Source organism: Collimonas sp. OK242, assembly GCF_900107095.1.
GTDB lineage: Bacteria > Pseudomonadota > Gammaproteobacteria > Burkholderiales > Burkholderiaceae_D > Collimonas.
On record NZ_FNOR01000002.1, the window covers coordinates 235,131 to 253,986 of the forward strand.

An 18,856-nucleotide genomic window follows, 5' to 3' on the forward strand; every position below is an offset into this window, starting at 1 on the left:
TTAGGCTCCCAGCAGGAAATGCACGAGCATGCCGATGACCGCCAGCAAAAACGCTGTCGTCAGGAATTCCGGCACCCGGAAAATACGCATCTTGGCGCTGCTCATTTCGATCAGCGCCAGCAAGGCGCCGCCAATGGCAAGCTTCACCGCCAGGATCGGCAGCGACAGGAGCAACGCGAATGTGTGGTTGGCGTCGGCGATTCCCCAAGGGAAAAAGATGGCGATGCCGATGCATGAATAGGCAAACAATTTGAGGCTGGCAGCCCACTCCATGAGTGCGAGATGCCGGCCCGAGTATTCGAGCAGCAAGGCCTCATGAATCATGGTCAGTTCCAGGTGCGTCGCCGGATTGTCGACCGGTATGCGGGCGTTTTCTGCCAGCGAGATCATCGTAAACGCCACACCGGCGAAGGCCATGCTGGGGTAAATCGCCAGCTCCCGATGCACCAGAGTGTCGACGATGCTCGTCAACAGGGTCGACTGCGTAATCAGGGATGCCGAAAACAACACCATCAGCAGTGCCGGTTCCGCCAGGAAACCCACCAGCATCTCGCGCCGAGCTCCCATGGTGCCGAAAGCGGTACCGATATCCATGGCCGCCAGCGAGATGAAAACGCGTGCCAAGGCGAGCAATCCAACCAATGCAATAGCGTCGGCGGCGGGAGACAGAGGCAAGTTGGTCGATAGCGTCGGGATGATGCCACAGGCCAGTGTCATGCAGCCGAACACGATGTAGGGGGCGAGACGAAACAATGCGGTGGCGTGTTCAGCCAGCACCGACTCTTTATGGAACAGTTTATGCAGCATGCGATACTGCTGCAGGAGAGGAGGAGCGGATTTATTTTGCAGCCATGCCCGACACTGGTTAACCCATCCCGTCAATAGCGGCGCTGCGGCCAGCGCCAACAGAATTTCCAGGCATTGCGAGACAAAACCGACGGCGGTGATCATAGCGTCACCACCAGCAGCAACAGCAGTAACGTCAGGAAGCTGTAGACCAGGTACACCGCGATGCGGCCGTGCTGCAGCATGCCGACGACGCGCGCAATGCGTTCGGCGCCGGCGGCGATCGGACGATATAGCCACGGCCAAAATGGATCTTCAATCGTTACCCTGTAGTGCGGCGCTTTATCAAATGCTGTCGGCAATTCGCGCGTCATTCTAAAAAACGGGCCAAAAATCTCGCGAATCGGCTGACCAAAACCTTCCGCGGTATCTTGCATGCGCGCGCTTTGAAAAGGGTATCCGCAGCCCCAGGGCGCAGCGCGCCTGAAGCGGCCATGATAGAAGCGCCGTACCAGCAAATAGGCTAGCAGGCAGCACACAATCAGCATCATCATAAACACTGCGGGCGTGTAACTCGCGCGCTGCGGGGCGACCGGCGCCAGCAGCAACCAGCCGTTCTTGGCGACGGTGGTGGCGATGCCTTCGCCGACCAGGAGGTGCGTGACCTGGCTAAGCACTGTCACCATTTGAACCGGGAACAAACCAACAAACAGGCAGACCGCGACCAGCCATCCAAAACTGAGACATTCCCAGCGGTCGGCGTCGTGCGCCTGGTTCAGTTTTTGCTCGCGAGGTTGACCGAGAAAAATAATCCCGAAGAACTTGACCATCACGTAACCGGCCAAGGCGCCCACCAAGGCAATCACCGCAGCAACGATAGGAATAAGCATGTTCAGAAATGAATTGGGCAATCCCGGGGTAAACAAGAAACTTTGCAACAGCAGCCATTCGGAGACAAAGCCGCCCAGCGGCGGCAGGCCGGCAGCGGCCAGCGCCCCGATCAGTACCGCCCATCCGGTCCAGGGCATGAAGCGCATGAGCCCCCCTAATCGTCCGAGATTGCGCTCGCCGGTCGCATGCAGCACGGTGCCGGTGCCGAGGAAAAGCAGGCATTTGAACGCGGCGTGGCTGGCTACATGATAGAGCGCTGCCGTCAGCGACAGTGCAGCCAGGCTGGTCATGCCATAGGCGCGAAATAGCAGCGCCAAGCCGATGCCGGCAAAGATCAGCCCGACATTTTCAATCGACGAATAGGCAAGCAGGCGCTTCATATCGGTTTGGACCGCGGAGAGCACGACGCCGAACAAGGCAGTGGCCAGGCCGACCGCCAACGCCACCCCGCCCCACCACCACACTTGAATATGCAGCAGATCGAACGTGACCCGCAGCACGCCGTAAATCCCGGTCTTCAACACAAAGGCACTCATCAGCGCAGAGATCGGCGATGGCGCTGCCGGGTGCGCTTCCGGCAGCCAGACATGCAATGGCAATATCCCTGCCTTGGCCCCGAATCCGAATAGCGCAAGAAAGAAAGCAATCGATGCCCAAAATAGTTCCACATGCTGAAGGCGCATGTTGGCAAAGGTGTAGTCGCCGGTATTGGCTTGCAGCAGGCCGAAGCACAGCAACAGTGCGAGCGCGCCGATATGCGATATCAGCAAGTATAGAAAGCCCGCGTAGCGTACTTCGGGCAGGCGATGATTGGCGATCACCAGTAGCGTGGCCGACAAGGTCATCGTTTCCCATGCGACCATGAACACGTACGCGTCGTCAGCAATCAACAACAACGCCATGCTGGCAAGGCAGGTATGATATTCAAGGCATAAGAGCCCTGGCGGCGTCCCCTCGCCGTGCCGGAAATAGCCGGCAGAAAAAAGAGAAACGCCCGTACTAACCATGCCGAGAACGACGAGAAAATAGGAAGATAAACTGTCGAGCCGCAGATGAAACGGCAAACCGGGTAGGCCCAACGAGAGGATGGCGATTTGTGGCGAGCCAAAACAGCTGAGCAAACCAACGATGCCCAGCATCACCCCGAGCACAGCGCCAAGCGGAAACAGCAGATGGGCCACAATCGCAGTGCGTTTCATGACGAATAGGCCACAGGCGCCAATCACAAGCCACCCGGCTACGATCAGTAGTATGTAGTCTATCGCAAGCAAGTCTGCCACTGCTGCTCCTCACCTCTGTTCGTCACTTCCGATGCGCAACGCAGCGATGAACGTATAATATTTGGCTTGGTATTGACCAGTGCATCCAGCACAATGACGCAGATTGATGCGCCCGGTGACTGAACGGCGCCACACTCGACTGAATACAACAGAAACGCGAAATGTTAATGCATCCAATTATAATCACATTATAATGTAATCACTGCAACTATCATAGAGTATAACCATGGAAAACAAAACAGCTCGACTCACCGTGCTCGTGGATCCCATTAAGAAAAAAGCCTTTGAGGAACTGTGCGCAGGACAAGATCTAACGCCGTCTCAAGTCGTGCGCCAGCTCATGCGCGAATACATGACGCGCTATGGCGTTGACTACAGCACGAAGAGCCGTATTGCCGACAAAGAGGCCAGTCTGCCAGCAGCATGAGCCAGATGTTGGCCGCGTGACCGTCGTCGCCAGGACAGTTGGCGATCAAATGGCGGCTAGGCGCGTTTTCTGATCCTGTGCAAACGCATGAATACGTCATCCAGAATCGGAACGGCAGCAAGGATCAACAGCAAAAATGCGAGCGGCACCGTCGACATGAATCCGATGTGCTTGAAACTCATCCCGCCGGCAACGCCGCCCACAAAAAACATCGACAGCAATAGCAATAGCAGCTTTAGCCGCTTTCGATTTGCCAACACCATCGGCTTGCTCGGCCGCTCTCTCTCCATGTTCCAGTAAAACAGTTTGCCCAATTCAATGCCGATGTCGGTCACCAATCCGGTCACATGGGTGGTGCGTATTTCGGCCTTGGAAATCTTGGTGATGATGGCATTTTGCAGCCCCATGATGAAGCACAGCAGCATCACGGTGACGGGAATGAATAATCCCATGTGCAAGGACAAATTGGCGCCGAGCAGCCCGAAACACAGCAGCAGAAACGCTTCCAATAGCAGGGATGATGCATATTCGCTATGCAGTCGCTTGCGACGTGCCCAGTTGATCAGGATTGCCGAACAGGCGGCCCCGGCAAGGAACGACAGCACGGCCCCCAAGCCGGCAAGTGCCAGAGACACATTGCCCAAAGCCAGGTCGTCCGACATGGCGGCAATGATGCCGGACATGTGCGACGTATATTGGCGTACCGCCAAAAATCCCCCCGCATTCGTGGCGCCCGCCACAAAGGCCAGCGTCAATCCGAGATGTTCATTGGCTTCAACGCTGCGTTTTCTACCGGTTAAACGGCGCAAGAAATAGATGGCCATAATTGATCGCTATTCCTCCGCCTGCGCTGTCAACGGATCGAAAAAAATCCGCCACAGGCATGCCCGGGCAATGGTGCGGGCACCTTCAGCATTCAGAGCGATCACCGTGACCGGGATGCACTTGATAACGCGGCTCATGCGCATTAATCCTAGTAGGGACAACATCAATGTCAGTACGAATGGGCGGCCGCGATGCTGGTGGCAGATGGGCTGACCGACGCGTTAATTAACGTGGACTACATCTGCATGCCCACCGTCAATCCAGGTCGGAACATTCGCTTAATATGTGCATTATATTATCATCCACTGTTGATTGCGTGTTATTTCCTCGGCTTGACGTCTTAATTTTTCATGCTTTTAATGCGCAATTACAACAACATTTATTATCATTACATTGTAATCATACTTACATTTAAGAGTGATAAAATGCGGTATGCATATGGGATCTGACGCTCCCCTTCAACCCGCACACATGGCAAAAGGGTAAATGGCCGGCGCTCGGCCTGGCATTTTCTGAATGCGTCAAAGCGGACAAGCGTGTCGGGATGGCCGGCACTGGTATCAGACGGGAGCGGAAATTGGAAAAAATACGGAACCTGGCTACTTTTCTACGCGCGTGGGAAACACCCCGCCTGGCTTGGAAAGCACCCGAACCTAAATTGGCATCCCATGCGAACGGCTTGATCGTCTTTGATCTCACGGTTACCCAAAAAAAATATACTTTCGGCGCCGCCATGGCGCACGGCGACGGCAACATAAATTCCCCATCCAACGCGAGCGAAATAATCAATTGCATCTACATCAACCCGATTAGCCAGGTATGTTGGGTGCTGGATCATCGAGTACTTGCCTCGGATAAAGATGGCAAGACCACACTTGATCATGTGCGGGACATGCTAAACAAGGCAATACGCAATAAGGCAACACCGTTTTCAACCGTGCTGATGAAGCGGTGGTACGCAACGGAAGCGCTCATGCTGCTCATAGACCGTTACGGTAAAGCGTACTGGTGCCCGATCAGAAATAATCGCCTGGCCGACGACGGCGACGGAGCGGATAAATACAAATCCGTGAAGAGCGTTGTCTTTGGCGCTGACGCTTTGCGGCACGGTAAAGTGGTCAAACTCAAAAGCTTTCCGGGCGACCATCCGGTGAAATTGTTTCGGATCGTCGGCGCCGACGGAGAGTTGGATCATGTGGCCACCAATCAGCTGAACGAGGACGCAGTGGAAGCAGCGCAACTGATGGGCGGTGTGTATTGGAAAACCGAGAAATCGCCAACGCTGCACCGGCCCGCCAAGCGCAGGTCGGAACGCTGGTGGTAGTGGAACGCGCCCTATTCTTGTGGACATCCATCCCGTTGAGTTGAATTACTCTTTGGGGTAAGGCACCGGCAGGTAGATTAATCCGGGCGCCAGGCAACATGCACGCCGGTCCTCCTGGATTTCCCCTTTAGGCGGGAAAATGTGATCGAACTGGTAGTCAACCCCGTGTATGGCGGCATAACGGTAAATCTGCGTCCCCATATAACTGCCTATCACTTCGGTCATGGCATCCGCATGTTCAAAGCGGAACGATGAAGATAGGGGCGCATCCGATTCGGTTTCGTTGATATCCATTGCCTCCAGACCCAGGTTTCCGGTCTGGCCGCTGCCAAGATACGTTGCCCAGAATATCACCACCAATCCGAGCGCAACGAACACCGCATACACCACTACCTCTCGGAATTCCATGACGAACCTCATAAAATGGACGACCTATTCCAGGCGGCGGATGGATGATCCAAGATCGCTGGCAGATCCATGGCCTGGCGCGAAAGTAGTGGCAAAACAACCGCCAAACAGTTCGAACGCCACGAACAAGCCTTAGATCACAAACTCTGAGAATCCCATGATGTACCGCGCACACCGCCTTCTATTTATCAATATAGTGGATTTGTGACACGTTCTTGCAATTATTTCACCATGTATTTGCAATGCCCTCCGGGCCTGCCAGCGCCGATTTTGGAAGGGCAAACCGGCACTCAGGCTTGCACTGCGAAGTGCCGGATACGCTCAAATCAGGTAGGCAGTTTACGCATAGACGATGGCGCCAGGACATCTGCCACTTTGGCTGAAAAGCCAGGCTGCAAGCCATGCAGCAAAACGTTGGACGACAATCTCAAAATATCAAATTATAATTAGATGATAATATTTCCCACTTCAACACAAGGTGGAACCATGGAAGTTAAAACAGCTCGTTTAACCGTGCTGATCGATCCCGTGAAGAAGAAGGCGTTTGAAGACCTGTGCGCTGCGCAAGACCTGACGCCATCCCAAGTCGTTCGCCAACTTATTCGCGACTACCTTGAGCGGCATGGCGTGAACTACAGTACGAAGAGCCAACTTCTCGGCGCCAATCTCAAGGCGCAGGACAAAGACTAGGGCTGCGCTCGCGTAAATTCACTCCCAGGGGGCAATGGGAACATGGGTGGCTATTTCAACAGAATGATCGGCAAAAATATGCGCCGCCATATCGCGCGTTTGCCCGGGCTCGTCAGTCTGGCTTTATTCATGCTGCTAAGTGCCTGTGTCGCATACTGGGTCATGGAGCTGGTCAGGCCGCCGCCACGTGCGCTTGCGCCACCGCCGCAAGCAGAGGCGCCACAGATCGATATTTCCCAGGCGGCAGGATTGTTTGGCGGTCATGGAAGCGTGGCGGCCAGCAATTACCGGCTGATGGGCGTGGTGGTGGCGCAAAATGCCGTGGAAAGCGTGGTTATCCTGAGCGCTGAGGGCCAGCCCGCGCAAGTGGTCCGGGTTGGCAAAGAAGTGGGGCCGGGGACTAGCATCAAGGAAGTGCATAAGACCTATGTGCTGTTGTCGGAAGGCGGCATTCTCAAGCGGTTAATCCTGCCCGAGCATGCCGAGACCAAACTGGAAATGGCGCCGGCGCTTCTGCCTGCGATTCCACCTAGGGAGCAGACGGCCCTGCCTGTGGCGTCGGCAATCCCCCCCGTGGCGCCTGCGGCTGGGGAGCAGCCAGCCATACCTGTAGCGCCGGCAACCCCGGCTGCGGCGCCTGCGACACGGCCCGGCAGGCCGCATCATGCCGGCCGCTAGTCGTTTTTTTGTTGTAGCGGATCGCCAAAGCCAAGGTGCCTTGCGGACTGCCGCAAGGCACCAAAGAGTCAAGCGCCCTGTTATCAGCTGCCCGACAACACGTTATTCAATGTCGACCACAGCGGTTGCGTGTACGGCACCAAGTCTTCTTTGCCATACCACCAGAAATAGCCGCCGATATAATTCTTTACCGGTGGCTTCAAGGTGTAGTAACGCGTCAGGTAGGCAGCCTTGTTGGTAGTAGTAGTGCCGGTTTCGCCAAACCCGACTTTTGAGTTTGGAAACATGGCCGACAGCTTCGTAAACACTGCATTCCAATCCGGAACCAAGCCGTTGCAGTCCTCTTCGTAATAGCTGACCAGCACGTAGTCCAGCCCGGTTTTCATGCGCGCCGGAATATTCGCGTTCGCCCAGGTGAACATCTCGTTCGCTGGATTGGACCAGCAGTCCTGATTGTAGTACAACGTCAGAGCGGCAACCTTGCCCTGCCCTTTGACCATATCGTAAGCACCGGTCATCTTGGCGACCACGTCGGCGTTATTGCCCAGCCATTCGCCATTGATTTCGTTGCCGATTTCCCAGATGTTCACCACGTCGCCAAGGGCTGCCGTGTACTCGCTGGTGCGGCTCAGGTATTGCTGAACGGTGTATTGATCCATCGCCGACGAGTCAAGGATCTCACCCATCACATAACTGACTTTGTTGATCGCCACGGTCGCGCTACGGTAGCCGGATGCAGGCTGCCATTCGTCGAACACAATGCGGGCGGTCGGCTTCTTCGCCAGTTTGGACAGAGCGGTGGTCGTGTCAGTCAATCCCGATATGTCGTCAATGGTCACGCCGTACATTTGCGGATAGGTGTAATTGACTGCGGTGGTAGTGGTGGTGGTAGTCGTTGTAGTCGGCGCTGGCGCCTGCTTCCAAGATCCCCATGCATTTGCTTCGCCTTGCATAGCCATACCGAGCATGGCTCCTAAAATGACAATGACAGATTTCAATTTATACATTACAATTCCATAAGATTAAGAAAGAATTTATTATTTGCAACCTTTGATCGCCGCGTCCAATGCGAGCCCCTTCCCACCGCGGGCATCATCGGATACGCCGAATTCGGGTCAGCGTGAACCATCGCTGCTTGATTCATGTCCGAACGGGCAGCATCATTCGACCAAGAAACGGCTGGTTTCTTGGCGAACAAGAAAAAACCTGAAAAAAGTCTTGCGCGGCTGCGGGCGATAAATCGGAATTTATTGCGAGGCCTGAATCGACCCTGAAGCTGGTCGACCAGATAGCATATATTCCCTGCCCGATGCGCGAACACGTACAGCTCCGGCGCGCATGCGAACCCAGGCGCGACCCAAAAGTACTCTGATCCGTGAAAACAGGAGCGCGCTAGCGCCACCGAACAACGCAGACTATGGGCGGCACGGGCATCAAGGCTACTGAGCGTAAATGTCGGGAATTATTTTATTCGTGACCTCCTTTCTTCTGTTGTGATATTTGGCTTGATCGATGGCCCTGCTGCCATCAATTCCTTCGCTGGAATTGCATCGTTTACCAATGCGGAATAGCCCGCCGATTCCCCGAAGTCCTCATGGAATGGCAGGCTGGCGCAGCTGAGATGGTCTGCGCGGAAATCTTTGGCTTGAGAGTGCGGAAATGTGGCCAGCTTAGAAGCGCCGGAAGAAAATCCAGCTTTTCGACGCCACTCGTCCACTGCCGTGGCCGGAATTTTCGCAGTGAAGCGAGCATCCCGCCGCGTCATGCCGCAAACTGCCTTGCTGTTGCACGCGTAAGCGAGTGCAAGGAAGCTGCCTCAACCGCCGGCCACTCAGCGTCCTTGCCTGTTTTCGTTGATCGAACAACAGTGACGCTTGCCGGTTGACAAGAGCTTGCATTTCCCACAATCCTCTTGACAGCTTGCGAGAATCGGCCCTGGGAACAATAGAGGACTCCATATTGTTTTTCCATCGGCGAAGTATACCTAACAATGCTGCGTCAGGAATTTATTCTAGCTATCGCTCAGAATGGATTGATCAATGTTTGAGCACGAATCTTGTCAAAATTTGCCAGTGGATGCCAGAAGATCCGAACGGTTACGTGACGTTTTTGTCAAAATTCGACAGAGAATTTGAATGCAGAATATCGGGGTTCATGCAGGTTTGCGGGGTGTTGAGCCCTGGATTGTTCCTCACATAAAGGGCTTGGCAATCGCCATAGAGTCCACCGAGCATCTTCCGCCATACCTACTGAAATCCCCGATCTTGTTTTAGCGTTACACTGTAGTCGCGATGTCAGCCAAAACATTAGCTGCCTGAGCCAACTCTTCGGCGCTGCCATGCACGATCAGCAGGTATTTGTCCGCCTTCAAGGCTGTCTCGTATTCGATCACCTGATCCTCCGCTACGCCGCTATCGGTTAACGCTGCGCCCAAGGCTGAAGCGCCGCCCACAAACAGCGCACCTTCAAATGCGCCAACCAGCGCCGATACCAAAGGCCCGGCCGTCGCCATCAGACCTAATCCCGGCAAAAAGAAAAAGACGGTCGGGGCCAGCAACAAGCCCCACGCACCGCCAAACAAAGCCCCCACCCCACCCCAGGACCTGATTCTTTCGCCTACGGTGCGAAACCCGACCGGATGCTCCTCACTGTGATAGCCCTTGCCGAGCAACGACAATTTCCTGACATCGAAGCCGGCCTGGCCCAGCGCCCGGATCGCCTGCTCGGCGGCCTCGTGCGTGCCGAATATATAGGCTGGCGAATGTTCTTTTTTCATGATCGGTCCTTGGAGAATGTCAGACGGAAGAATGTTCTGTAGATTTGACCAGCAGCACCGGCATAGGCGAAGTGCGAGCCACCAGTTCTGCATCGCTGCCCATCATCAAGCGCTCCAGACCACGGCGGCCATGTGTTCCCATCACGATTACATCGGCGCCCCAAGCCGTTGCGCGTTCAACGATTATCGTGGCTACGCGTCCACCGATGCTTTCCCGCAGCTCAGTGTCAACCGCAACTTTGGCCGCTTCCAGGGTAGTTCGCCCACGGGCGAGCAAATCTTCAGCTGCTGTCAGCGCAAGGGGGCGAATCTGGCTGATATAGACTTCGGCCTGCTCGAAACCGCTGCTGTACGCAGCCATATCAAGCACATGCAGCAGGCGCACATGCGCGGAACAGATTGCAGCAAGTTTTGCGGCTTCAGCTACCGCGCAGTCTGAAGTCGGGCTGCCGTCGACTGGAACTAAGATATTGGTGTACATAATCGATGTCCTGAATGTCAATTGAGTAAAACAAGCAAGCTTGGAAAATATGCCATCGCACTTTCTGACAAGCTCCGAGGAAAGCACATCGAATGGTATAGAAGCGGGCAGCGAGCCATTTGACCTGTATCAAAATCAGGCCGATCTGCTTGCTCCATGGGAATCGCCGTATCCACGCCAGATAGGATCTACGCAATGAATACTTGATCTGAATCAAGTTGTTTTACCGCGAGATTGTTACTCTAGGCCTTTCCTTCCCGCGCGCCGCAGACGGCAGATATGACGAAACGCCACGACTCAAGCCGGCAACGACGGCGCTACGCTGCAATCCGCTATTTGTCGATATTGCCTGCGTCGCTAGCACTTGGATTGGCCGCCTGCACTTCTTTGGCGCCGGTTTATGCGCCCCCTCCCTTTCCCGTGTCGTCGTCTTATCCAGACTTCGCGCAGGCCTCCTCGGACAATGGCGGGAATACTGCCGACTCGATCGGCTGGCGCGAATATTTTACCGACCCGGCGATGAAAACGCTGATTGCGCAGGGCCTGGAGAATAACCGTGACATGCGTATGGCAATCTTGCGAGTGGCGGAGGCGCGCGCAGCTTATGGCATCCAGCGCGCCGCGCAATTCCCGGCGGTTGGCGCCGGCATCGCCGGCGGCCGCTCGCGTGTTCCTGGCGATCTCAACCTGACTGGCCAAGCGTTAAGCGCCGGCAATTACCAGGCCGGCCTTGATTTGAATAGCTGGGAGCTGGATTTCTGGGGACTCGTGCAAAACCTGAAGAATGCCGCATTGGAGAATTTTCTTGCCACCGACGACGCGCGACGCGCACTTGCCATATTGCTGGTAGAGCACATAGCGGACAGCTACTTGACGCTGCGCGAGCTGGACGAACGCGTCTCCCTGGCCCGGCAGACCATCGCCAGCAGGAACAAATCATTTCATATTTTCAAGCGGCGCTTTGAGGTCGGCGCCATCTCGCAACTGGACCTGGCTCAGGTGGAAACCTTGCTGACCCAGGCGCAGTCGCTGGGCGCCCAACTGGAACAAGCACGTGCGACACAAATGCATCTGCTGACCCAGCTGGTTGGCGCTCCGCTTGACTTGCTATCGCAGGACCAGCCATTCGACGATGCGTCTGTCATGCGCGACCCGCGCGTGGGTTTGCCCTCGGACTTGCTGGCGGCGCGACCCGATATTGCCGTAGCCGAGCATCAATTGCGCGCAGCCCATGCCAATATAGGAGCGGCGCGTGCGGCCTTCTTCCCGCGCATTGCGCTCACCGGCACCCTGGGTTCCGCCAGCGCCGAGCTAAACGGCCTGTTCCAGGCCGGCAGCCAGGCATGGAGTTTCATGCCAAGTATTTCAGTGCCGATATTTGACGGCGGGCGCAACCGTGCCGGGCTGGATTTGGCGCAGGTGCGCCGTGAGCTTGCAGTGGTGAATTATGAAAAGACAGTGGAAACGGCGTTTCGCGAAGTTTCCGATGCCTTATCGGCCCGTCATTGGCTAAGCGAGCAAGTCCGCATTCAGCAAGCGACGCTGGCCGCGCAAATGGAACGTTCGCGGCTCGCCAAATTACGTTATGACAATGGCGCATCGCCCTATCTCGAAGTCCTTGATGCCCAGCGCGACCTGCTGGTAGCCGAACAACAACTGGTTCAGACGCGCCGTGCTCTGCTTTCCAGCAAAGTCCATCTGTATAGCGCTCTTGGCGGCGGCGCGTCTGCCAGCAATCATCCTGATCTCACTTCCTCTACACCCGGACCGACATGATTTTTCGTTTTAAGAACAAATTTATCCCGGCCGCTCTAGTGGCGCTTGCCATGGCGCTCGGATATCTTGGATGGCGCGTGATGGCGCCTGTCGGTCCCGACGCTGGATTCGCCAATGGCAACGGCCGCATCGAGGCGACCGAGATCGACGTCGCTACCAAGCTCGCGGGCCGGGTCGACGAAATTTTCGTCAATGAAGGCGATTTCGTCAAGGCGGGACAAGCGTTGGCCAGCATGCAAATCCGTTCTTTGGAGGCGCAACGAGAGGAGGCAGTCGCCAGACAGCAACAGGCGCTCAATACGGTCGCCGCCGCGCAGGCAGAAGTGGCGGTGCGCGAAAGCAATACGGTCGCCGCGCAGGCGCTGGTGGTGCAGCGGGCAAGCGAACTCGATGCCGCGCAACGACGCTTGATCCGTTCGCAGACCTTGTCTGTCGAAGGCGCGTCTTCACAGCAGGAACTGGACGACGATCGGGCCCGTGTGCGCAGCATCCAGGCGGCGCTGAATGCCGCGAATGCGCAAGTCGCTGCCGCCCGAGCCGCAATTGAGGCGGCCAAGGCCCAGGTGACCGGCGCTCGCTCGGCGGCCAGCGCCGGCAGCGCAACCACGGCCCGCATCGAAGTCGATATTGCCGACAGCCAGCTTACGGCGCCGCGCGACGGCCGCGTTCAATATCGGGTGGCTGAACCGGGCGAAGTGCTGGCCAGCGGCGGCAAGGTGCTCAACCTGGTCGACCTGAGCGACGTCTACATGACTTTCTTTCTGCCCGAAACCGCCGTCGGCAAACTGGCGCTGGGAGGCGAGGTACGGCTGGTGCTCGATGCCGCTCCGGAATATGTCATTCCGGCGACCATATCTTTCGTTGCCAGCACCGCACAGTTCACGCCAAAGACAGTGGAAACCAGCAGCGAACGGCAAAAACTGATGTTTCGCGTGAAAGCGAAAATCGACCGCGGCCTGCTGCTGAAGCACCTAAGCCTAGTGAAAACCGGAATACCCGGCGTGGCCTGGGTTAAGCTCGACCGGCAAGCCGCCTGGCCGGCACAATTGGCGCTCAAGGTTCCGCAGTGAATGCGGCAGACATTGACCTGGAGCCGGTCGTCCGCCTGAGCGGAGTCAGCCTGCGTTATGGCAAGAACGCGGCATTGGACAACATCACCGTCTCCTTGCCATCTCAGCGCATGGTGGGCTTGATCGGTCCTGACGGCGTCGGCAAGTCCAGCCTGATGTCATTGGCCGCCGGCGCACGTTCAGTACAGCAGGGGAGCGTCGAAACCTTGCATGGCGACATGGCGGACAGGCGCCATCGCGAACTGGTATGTCCGCGTATTGCCTACATGCCGCAAGGTTTGGGGAAAAATCTCTATCCGACTCTATCGGTAGAAGAAAATCTGCAGTTTTTCGGGCGCTTGTTCGGCCACAGCGGCAAGGAACGCCGGCGCCGCATTGACGAACTTAGCGCCAGCACCGGGCTGGCTATGTTTCTTGACCGCCCGGTAGGAAAACTGTCTGGCGGCATGAAGCAGAAACTCGGGCTATGCTGCGCGCTCATCCATGATCCCGATCTGTTGATTCTCGATGAACCTACCACCGGCGTCGACCCTTTGGCCCGCTCTCAATTCTGGCAGCTGATTGCCCGCATACGCGAGACTCGCCCAGGCATGAGCATCGTCGTCGCCACGGCCTATATGGAAGAAGCCCAGGGCTTCGACTGGTTGATTGCGATGGACGCCGGGCAGATATTGGCCGCCGGCACGCCGGATCAGCTGCTGGCCCAGACTGCCACCCACTCCCTGGAAGCAGCTTTCATCGCACTTCTACCAGAACAAAAGCGGCGCGGCCATCAAGCTGTCGACGTTCCGCCGCTATGTCAGTCCGAGGACGCCGAGATTGCCATCGAAGCAAAAGACCTGAGCATGCGCTTTGGTGATTTTCTTGCGGTGGACCATGTCAATTTCCGCATCCGGCGCGGGGAAATCTTTGGCTTTCTCGGCTCCAATGGCTGCGGCAAGTCGACCACGATGAAAATGCTGACCGGGCTGCTGCCGGCCAGCGAAGGGAAGGCATGGCTGTTCGGCCGCGAGCTCGACCCCAGAGATATCGATACGCGGCGCCGCGTGGGCTACATGTCGCAGGCGTTTTCACTCTACAGCGAACTGACCGTGCGCCAGAATCTCGTGCTGCATGCGCGTCTGTACGATGTGCCGGCATTGGATATCGTGCCGCGGGTGACTGAGCTGGCACAGCGCTTCAGTCTGGTGAACAATCTTGACGCCCTGCCAGACAGTCTGCCGCTCGGCATCCGGCAACGCCTGTCGCTGGCGGTAGCGATGGTGCATAAGCCTGAACTTCTGATCCTCGACGAACCGACCTCCGGCGTCGATCCTGTCGCGCGCGACGATTTCTGGCGTCTCATGATAGAACTCGCGCGGCATGACCAGGTGACGATTTTCATCTCCACTCACTTCATGAACGAGGCGGAACGATGCGACCGGATTTCACTGATGCATGCCGGCCGGGTGCTGGTGACGGATTCTCCCAAAGCGCTGGTGCAGCAATGCGGTGCGGCTACGCTGGAACTTGCTTTCATCGATTATCTTGAAAAAGCCGGCGATGCTGCCATGGCGACAGAGCGCATCGCGCCACCCGCAGCTGCAGCTTCCCGCATCACGGATGTTCAGCACCGCCATTTCAGTGCGGGCCGCATGGCCAGCTACATGTGGCGCGAATCGCTGGAATTGCGGCGCGATCCGGTGCGGGCCACGCTGGCGCTGCTCGGCACCGCGATACTGATGTTTATCATCGGCTACGGCATCAGCCTGGACGTCGAGAATTTGCCCTATGCAGTGCTGGATCGGGACCAGACCATGCTGAGCCAGAGTTATGCGCTGAGCCTGTCCGGCTCGCATTATTTCGTCGAGAAGCCGGCCCTCTCCGACTATGCAGAACTTGACCGGCGCATGCGTAGCGGAGAATTATCGCTGGCCCTGGAAATACCGCCCGGTTTCGCACGCGATCTCGCAAAAGGCCATGCGGTGCAGGTAGGCGCTTGGGTCGACGGTGCGATGCCCATCCGGGCCGAAACCATACGCGGCTATGTACAAACAATGCATCAGATGTGGCTGGCCGACATTGCCAGGCGCAGACTGGGCCAGAAGCCTGGATTAATGGGCGCATTGGAAACCCGTTACCGTTACAACCCCGATGTCAGAAGCTTGCCGGCAATGATACCGGCCATCATACCGCTGCTGCTGCTGATGATTCCCGCGATGCTGGCGGCGCTGTCGGTCGTACGCGAAAAAGAACTTGGCTCCATCATGAATCTGTATGTCACTCCCGTCACGCGCACTGAATTTCTTCTCGGTAAGCAGCTGCCGTACATTGCCCTTGCCATGTTCAATTTTCTGTTGCTGACGATATTGGCGGTTACCATATTTGGCGTACCAATCACCGGCAGTTTCCCGACACTCGCCGCGGCCGCCCTGATTTTCGCGGTTTGCTCTACCGGGTTCGGCCTGTTGGCGTCCACTTTTACCAAGAGCCAGATCGCGGCCATGTTCGTCACCATGATAGGCACTATCATCCCGTGCGTGCAATTCGCCGGCTTGCTGAATCCGGTTTCATCGCTGGAAGGCATAGGCGCATTCATAGGCCGCATATACCCGGCAACATACTTCTTGAATATCAGCCGTGGCGTATTCAGCAAGGGCCTGGATATCTCCAGGCTGGCGCCTTCTTTCTGGCCGCTATTGATAGCGGCGCCCGTCATCCTGGGATTGGCCGTGCTCTTACTGAAAAAGCAGGAATCATGAAGCTTCGGCAATGTAAAAACATTCTTCATCTGGGCATCAAGGAATTATGGAGCCTGCTGCGCGACCCCATGATGCTGCTGCTCATACTGTACACATTCACGGCATCCATCTATATCGCCGCCACAGCCATGCCGGAAACCTTGCACAACGCATCTATCGCGATTGTCGATGAAGACGGCTCGCAGCTCTCGGCACGTATCGTGAGCAGTTTCTACCCCCCTCACTTTAAGATTCCGAAATTGGTTTCAATCGCCGAGATGGACTCCGGCATGGACAACGGCGAGTATACCTTCGTGCTGGATATTCCTCCCGGATTTCAGCGCGATACGCTTGCCGGCCATACGTCCAGCATACAGCTGAATATTGATGCCACCCGCATGACCCAAGCGTTTACGGGCAATGGCTACATTCAGCAAATCGTCGGCTCCGAAATCGCCGCCTTCTTGCAGCATTACCGCAGCAATGCTCCTGCTCCCGTGGATCTGGCTTTGCGCATGCGTTTCAATCCAAACCTGGAACAGTCCTGGTTCGGTGCGTTGATGGAAATCATCAACAACGTCACCATGCTGTCTATCATCCTGACCGGCGCCGCCTTGATCCGTGAGCGCGAGCATGGCACCATCGAGCATTTGCTGGTGATGCCGGTGACGCCTTTCGAAATCATGCTGGCCAAAATATGGTCGATGGGACTGGTGGTGCTGCTGGCGGCGATGCTCGGGCTGGTACTTGTCGTGCAAGGCATGCTGCATGTTGCGATTGAGGGATCGATCGCGCTGTTCATGCTGGCCGTGGCGCTGCATTTGTTCGCCACCACATCAATGGGCATTTTCCTGGCCACGCTGGCGCGCTCCATGCCGCAGTTTGGCATGCTGCTGGTATTGGTGCTGCTGCCCTTGCAACTGCTTTCAGGAGGTAGCACGCCGCGCGAGAGCATGCCGCTATTCGTGCAAAATGCCATGCTGATTGCACCGACAACTTATTTTGTAGAACTGGGACAGGCCATCTTATATCGCGGAGCCGGCATCCAGGTAGTCTGGAAACCGATGTTGATGCTGATCGCGATAGGGGTCACATTGTTTACCGCTTCACATTTACGCTTTCGCAGGACCATCAGTCAGTTGGGCTGACTCCATGCATTCGCGCGCGCATTGCGCCGCGCCGTCTCTTTTTTCCTTAACGCTGTGTCGAGCACTTTATCGTTGCCATAGATATCGCTAAAAAAATAGACTTTGCGATCCTTTTTTACAATCACGGTAGCGTATGCAATGACAACCGGCAACGGATGCCTGAGCCGCAGAGTAGCTGATTTTCCGCTGTCCATTGCGCTGCGTATGCGTTGCGCCGTCCATTCCGGCTGATCTTGCAGGACGAATTTTGCCAGCGCCACCGGATCTTCCACCCGAATGCAGCCATGGCTGAAATCACGCCGCTCACGCCCGAACAGAGCGACTGCCGGGGTGTGATGCAGGTAAATGTCGTCATTGTTGGGAAAGATGAATTTGATATCGCCCAGCGCATTGGCCGGGCCGGGCCGCTGGCGGATCCGCATTGTTCCTCGCATCGCCGCATCAATATTCGCAGCTGATAGATCGGCAATGACCTTTCCCGCATTGTTGACGAATTCGAGGCCTTGCTGATCGAAATAGGCAGGATCGCGCCGCAAGCGCGGCGCTACTTCAGCTCTGGCGATTGAAGCCGGGATATTCCAGTAAGGACTGAATTCAATATACCGCATGTTTTCGACGATCAGCGGCGTCTGCCTGTTCAATGCCTTGCCGACAATGACATTCATGCTGATCCTGAGGTCGCCATCCTTGGTCCCGTAGGCACGCAAGACAAACTCCGGGATGTTAACCACTATCATGCGGTCGCTCATCAGAAGCGGTGTCCATCGCAAGCGCTCGAGAGTCAGTTCAATTTGATGTATGCGCTGCGTGAGCGGCGTATTCAGTTCCGCAAAGGTGTTCTTGCCGACTATGCCATCGCCGTCCAGGCCGTGCCGGAGCTGAAACGCCTTGACGCCTTCGACCACGGCTCCTTTATAGTCGGTGCCGGCCGGTGCGGCGGTAGCCATGTCGCCCAGTGCAGCCAATCGTTGCGCCAGCAGATTGACGCCGGCATACGACTGGCCGGGGGCAAGCCGGTTGGCGGGAAGCTGTGGCAAGCGCTGCTGCAAAGCCGGGATTTTAGCCAGTTCGCGATACGCGGCCAGCGTTTGCCGCAGATGGGCATAGAGCGGCAGCTGCGGCGCGGCGGCACGAACGGCGGCTGCCAGGGCATGGTGGGCCAAGGCTTGCCGCAGATATGCAGCGGGATCCAGCTGTTTCGGCTGCGTCTTGAAAGACGGATAGATAGCGCGCGGATCCAGCCGTCCGAAATGCAGGTCAACGATGAGCTGCTCCATTGCCTGCGTCATTAACGCCGAATGTTCGATATCGCCCTCACTCGAAGAGCGCGCTCCGCGCTTGGCATCGCCGACGATGCGCGCCAGGACGTTGGCGTGATAGTCGTCCGGGTCAAGTCCATCCTGGTCTGAGGACTGCAGGATCTGGACTGCCTGGATGGCATCGGTGCTCGGCTGGCCATTTTCAAACCAGGCTGGCAGCTCATCGGCAAATGCGTTCCAGCTATACCCGGATAAAAGAAAGATTACCGAAAAGATCGCATGTCCGGCAGACCATGGGCGACGATGCATTATTGCCG

General features: G+C 56.5%; 17 protein-coding genes and 1 pseudogene. 8 read left to right on the forward strand and 10 right to left on the reverse strand.

Annotated elements, in window-relative coordinates; translation table 11 throughout:
* Positions 1 to 951 carry a respiratory chain complex I subunit 1 family protein gene (locus BLV81_RS02685; protein ID WP_092352129.1) on the reverse strand — a complete coding sequence of 317 codons (951 nt, stop codon included), beginning with the start codon at positions 949 to 951 and terminating at the stop codon, positions 1 to 3.
* Positions 948 to 2,957, reverse strand: coding sequence for a hydrogenase 4 subunit B (gene hyfB / locus BLV81_RS02690; protein ID WP_092352130.1), 2,010 nt, complete (start codon positions 2,955 to 2,957; stop codon positions 948 to 950). The genes BLV81_RS02685 and hyfB overlap by 4 nt, the downstream gene beginning before the upstream one ends.
* Positions 2,958 to 3,183: 226 nt before the next feature.
* On the opposite strand from hyfB, the gene BLV81_RS02695 reads away from it, so the two are divergent.
* Positions 3,184 to 3,384, forward strand: a complete 201-nt coding sequence (locus BLV81_RS02695; protein WP_092352132.1) for a CopG family transcriptional regulator — start codon at positions 3,184 to 3,186, stop codon at positions 3,382 to 3,384.
* A gap of 74 nt (positions 3,385 to 3,458) precedes the next feature.
* Here BLV81_RS02695 and BLV81_RS02700 read toward each other — a convergent pair.
* Both BLV81_RS02700 and BLV81_RS24140 read right to left on the reverse strand, forming a co-directional pair.
* Positions 3,459 to 4,208, reverse strand: a pseudogene (locus BLV81_RS02700) (YoaK family protein); the annotation flags it as partial.
* A 9-nt stretch (positions 4,209 to 4,217) separates the two neighbouring features.
* Positions 4,218 to 4,346: a hypothetical protein gene (locus BLV81_RS24140; protein ID WP_255364890.1), complete on the reverse strand. Its 129-nt coding sequence runs from the start codon at positions 4,344 to 4,346 to the stop codon at positions 4,218 to 4,220.
* Between the two features lie 440 nt (positions 4,347 to 4,786).
* Here BLV81_RS24140 and BLV81_RS02705 point away from each other — a divergent pair, with 440 nt between their 5' ends.
* Positions 4,787 to 5,533 carry a hypothetical protein gene (locus BLV81_RS02705; protein WP_143036252.1) on the forward strand — a complete coding sequence of 249 codons (747 nt, stop codon included), beginning with the start codon at positions 4,787 to 4,789 and terminating at the stop codon, positions 5,531 to 5,533.
* A 45-nt stretch (positions 5,534 to 5,578) separates the two neighbouring features.
* On the opposite strand, the gene BLV81_RS02710 is transcribed toward BLV81_RS02705, so the two are convergent.
* Positions 5,579 to 5,941: a hypothetical protein gene (locus BLV81_RS02710; RefSeq protein WP_143036253.1), complete on the reverse strand. Its 363-nt coding sequence runs from the start codon at positions 5,939 to 5,941 to the stop codon at positions 5,579 to 5,581.
* Between the two features lie 486 nt (positions 5,942 to 6,427).
* Between BLV81_RS02710 and BLV81_RS02715 the strand changes: the two genes are divergently transcribed.
* Positions 6,428 to 6,631 (forward strand): CopG family transcriptional regulator, encoded by a 204-nt coding sequence (locus BLV81_RS02715; protein ID WP_092352140.1) that lies wholly within the window; start codon positions 6,428 to 6,430, stop codon positions 6,629 to 6,631.
* 78 nt (positions 6,632 to 6,709) lie between these two features.
* Complete coding sequence (locus tag BLV81_RS02720; RefSeq protein WP_176992716.1) at positions 6,710 to 7,309, forward strand: type II secretion system protein N; 600 nt, start codon at positions 6,710 to 6,712, stop codon at positions 7,307 to 7,309.
* Positions 7,310 to 7,392: 83 nt separating this feature from the next.
* On the opposite strand, the gene BLV81_RS02725 is transcribed toward BLV81_RS02720, so the two are convergent.
* The 4 genes from BLV81_RS02725 to BLV81_RS02735 form a co-directional block, all read right to left on the reverse strand.
* The gene (locus BLV81_RS02725) at positions 7,393 to 8,268 is read right to left on the reverse strand and encodes a hypothetical protein (protein ID WP_143036254.1); all 876 of its coding nucleotides are present in this window, start codon (positions 8,266 to 8,268) and stop codon (positions 7,393 to 7,395) included.
* 503 nt (positions 8,269 to 8,771) lie between these two features.
* Entirely contained in the window at positions 8,772 to 9,074 is a 303-nt protein-coding gene (locus BLV81_RS23460) for a hypothetical protein (RefSeq protein ID WP_143036255.1), read from the reverse strand.
* A gap of 510 nt (positions 9,075 to 9,584) precedes the next feature.
* Positions 9,585 to 10,085, reverse strand: coding sequence for a DUF1269 domain-containing family protein (locus BLV81_RS02730; protein ID WP_092352146.1), 501 nt, complete (start codon positions 10,083 to 10,085; stop codon positions 9,585 to 9,587).
* A 19-nt stretch (positions 10,086 to 10,104) separates the two neighbouring features.
* A complete protein-coding gene (locus tag BLV81_RS02735) occupies positions 10,105 to 10,566 on the reverse strand; it encodes a universal stress protein (RefSeq protein WP_092352148.1) in 462 nt (153 codons plus the stop codon).
* 279 nt (positions 10,567 to 10,845) lie between these two features.
* On the opposite strand from BLV81_RS02735, the gene BLV81_RS02740 reads away from it, so the two are divergent.
* The 4 genes from BLV81_RS02740 to BLV81_RS02755 are packed head-to-tail and all read left to right on the forward strand — an operon-like array spanning position 10,846 to position 17,280.
* Positions 10,846 to 12,342 carry an efflux transporter outer membrane subunit gene (locus tag BLV81_RS02740; RefSeq protein ID WP_092352150.1) on the forward strand — a complete coding sequence of 499 codons (1,497 nt, stop codon included), beginning with the start codon at positions 10,846 to 10,848 and terminating at the stop codon, positions 12,340 to 12,342.
* Entirely contained in the window at positions 12,342 to 13,412 is a 1,071-nt protein-coding gene (locus BLV81_RS02745; RefSeq protein WP_369823791.1) for an HlyD family secretion protein, read from the forward strand. Before BLV81_RS02740 ends, BLV81_RS02745 begins: the two co-directional genes overlap by 1 nt.
* Entirely contained in the window at positions 13,409 to 16,153 is a 2,745-nt protein-coding gene (gene rbbA, locus BLV81_RS02750; RefSeq protein WP_255364892.1) for a ribosome-associated ATPase/putative transporter RbbA, read from the forward strand. Before BLV81_RS02745 ends, rbbA begins: the two co-directional genes overlap by 4 nt.
* The gene (locus BLV81_RS02755) at positions 16,150 to 17,280 is read left to right on the forward strand and encodes an ABC transporter permease (RefSeq protein WP_092352156.1); all 1,131 of its coding nucleotides are present in this window, start codon (positions 16,150 to 16,152) and stop codon (positions 17,278 to 17,280) included. Before rbbA ends, BLV81_RS02755 begins: the two co-directional genes overlap by 4 nt.
* Here BLV81_RS02755 and BLV81_RS02760 read toward each other — a convergent pair.
* Positions 17,268 to 18,848: a L,D-transpeptidase family protein gene (locus BLV81_RS02760; protein ID WP_092352158.1), complete on the reverse strand. Its 1,581-nt coding sequence runs from the start codon at positions 18,846 to 18,848 to the stop codon at positions 17,268 to 17,270. The two genes, BLV81_RS02755 and BLV81_RS02760, sit on opposite strands and share 13 nt — an antisense overlap.
* Positions 18,849 to 18,856: the final 8 nt, after the last annotated feature.

Coding starts and splice junctions, on each gene's coding strand:
- BLV81_RS02710 (WP_143036253.1), bottom strand. CDS start 5,941: ATGGAATTCCGAGAGGTAGTGGTGTATGCGGTGTTCGTTGCGCTCGGA.
- BLV81_RS02760 (WP_092352158.1), bottom strand. CDS start 18,848: ATGCATCGTCGCCCATGGTCTGCCGGACATGCGATCTTTTCGGTAATC.
- BLV81_RS02735 (WP_092352148.1), bottom strand. CDS start 10,566: ATGTACACCAATATCTTAGTTCCAGTCGACGGCAGCCCGACTTCAGAC.
- BLV81_RS02755 (WP_092352156.1), top strand. CDS start 16,150: ATGAAGCTTCGGCAATGTAAAAACATTCTTCATCTGGGCATCAAGGAA.
- BLV81_RS23460 (WP_143036255.1), bottom strand. CDS start 9,074: ATGACGCGGCGGGATGCTCGCTTCACTGCGAAAATTCCGGCCACGGCA.
- BLV81_RS24140 (WP_255364890.1), bottom strand. CDS start 4,346: ATGAGCCGCGTTATCAAGTGCATCCCGGTCACGGTGATCGCTCTGAAT.
- BLV81_RS02715 (WP_092352140.1), top strand. CDS start 6,428: ATGGAAGTTAAAACAGCTCGTTTAACCGTGCTGATCGATCCCGTGAAG.
- BLV81_RS02720 (WP_176992716.1), top strand. CDS start 6,710: ATGCGCCGCCATATCGCGCGTTTGCCCGGGCTCGTCAGTCTGGCTTTA.
- BLV81_RS02695 (WP_092352132.1), top strand. CDS start 3,184: ATGGAAAACAAAACAGCTCGACTCACCGTGCTCGTGGATCCCATTAAG.
- BLV81_RS02740 (WP_092352150.1), top strand. CDS start 10,846: ATGACGAAACGCCACGACTCAAGCCGGCAACGACGGCGCTACGCTGCA.
- BLV81_RS02730 (WP_092352146.1), bottom strand. CDS start 10,085: ATGAAAAAAGAACATTCGCCAGCCTATATATTCGGCACGCACGAGGCC.
- BLV81_RS02725 (WP_143036254.1), bottom strand. CDS start 8,268: ATGGCTATGCAAGGCGAAGCAAATGCATGGGGATCTTGGAAGCAGGCG.
- BLV81_RS02685 (WP_092352129.1), bottom strand. CDS start 951: ATGATCACCGCCGTCGGTTTTGTCTCGCAATGCCTGGAAATTCTGTTG.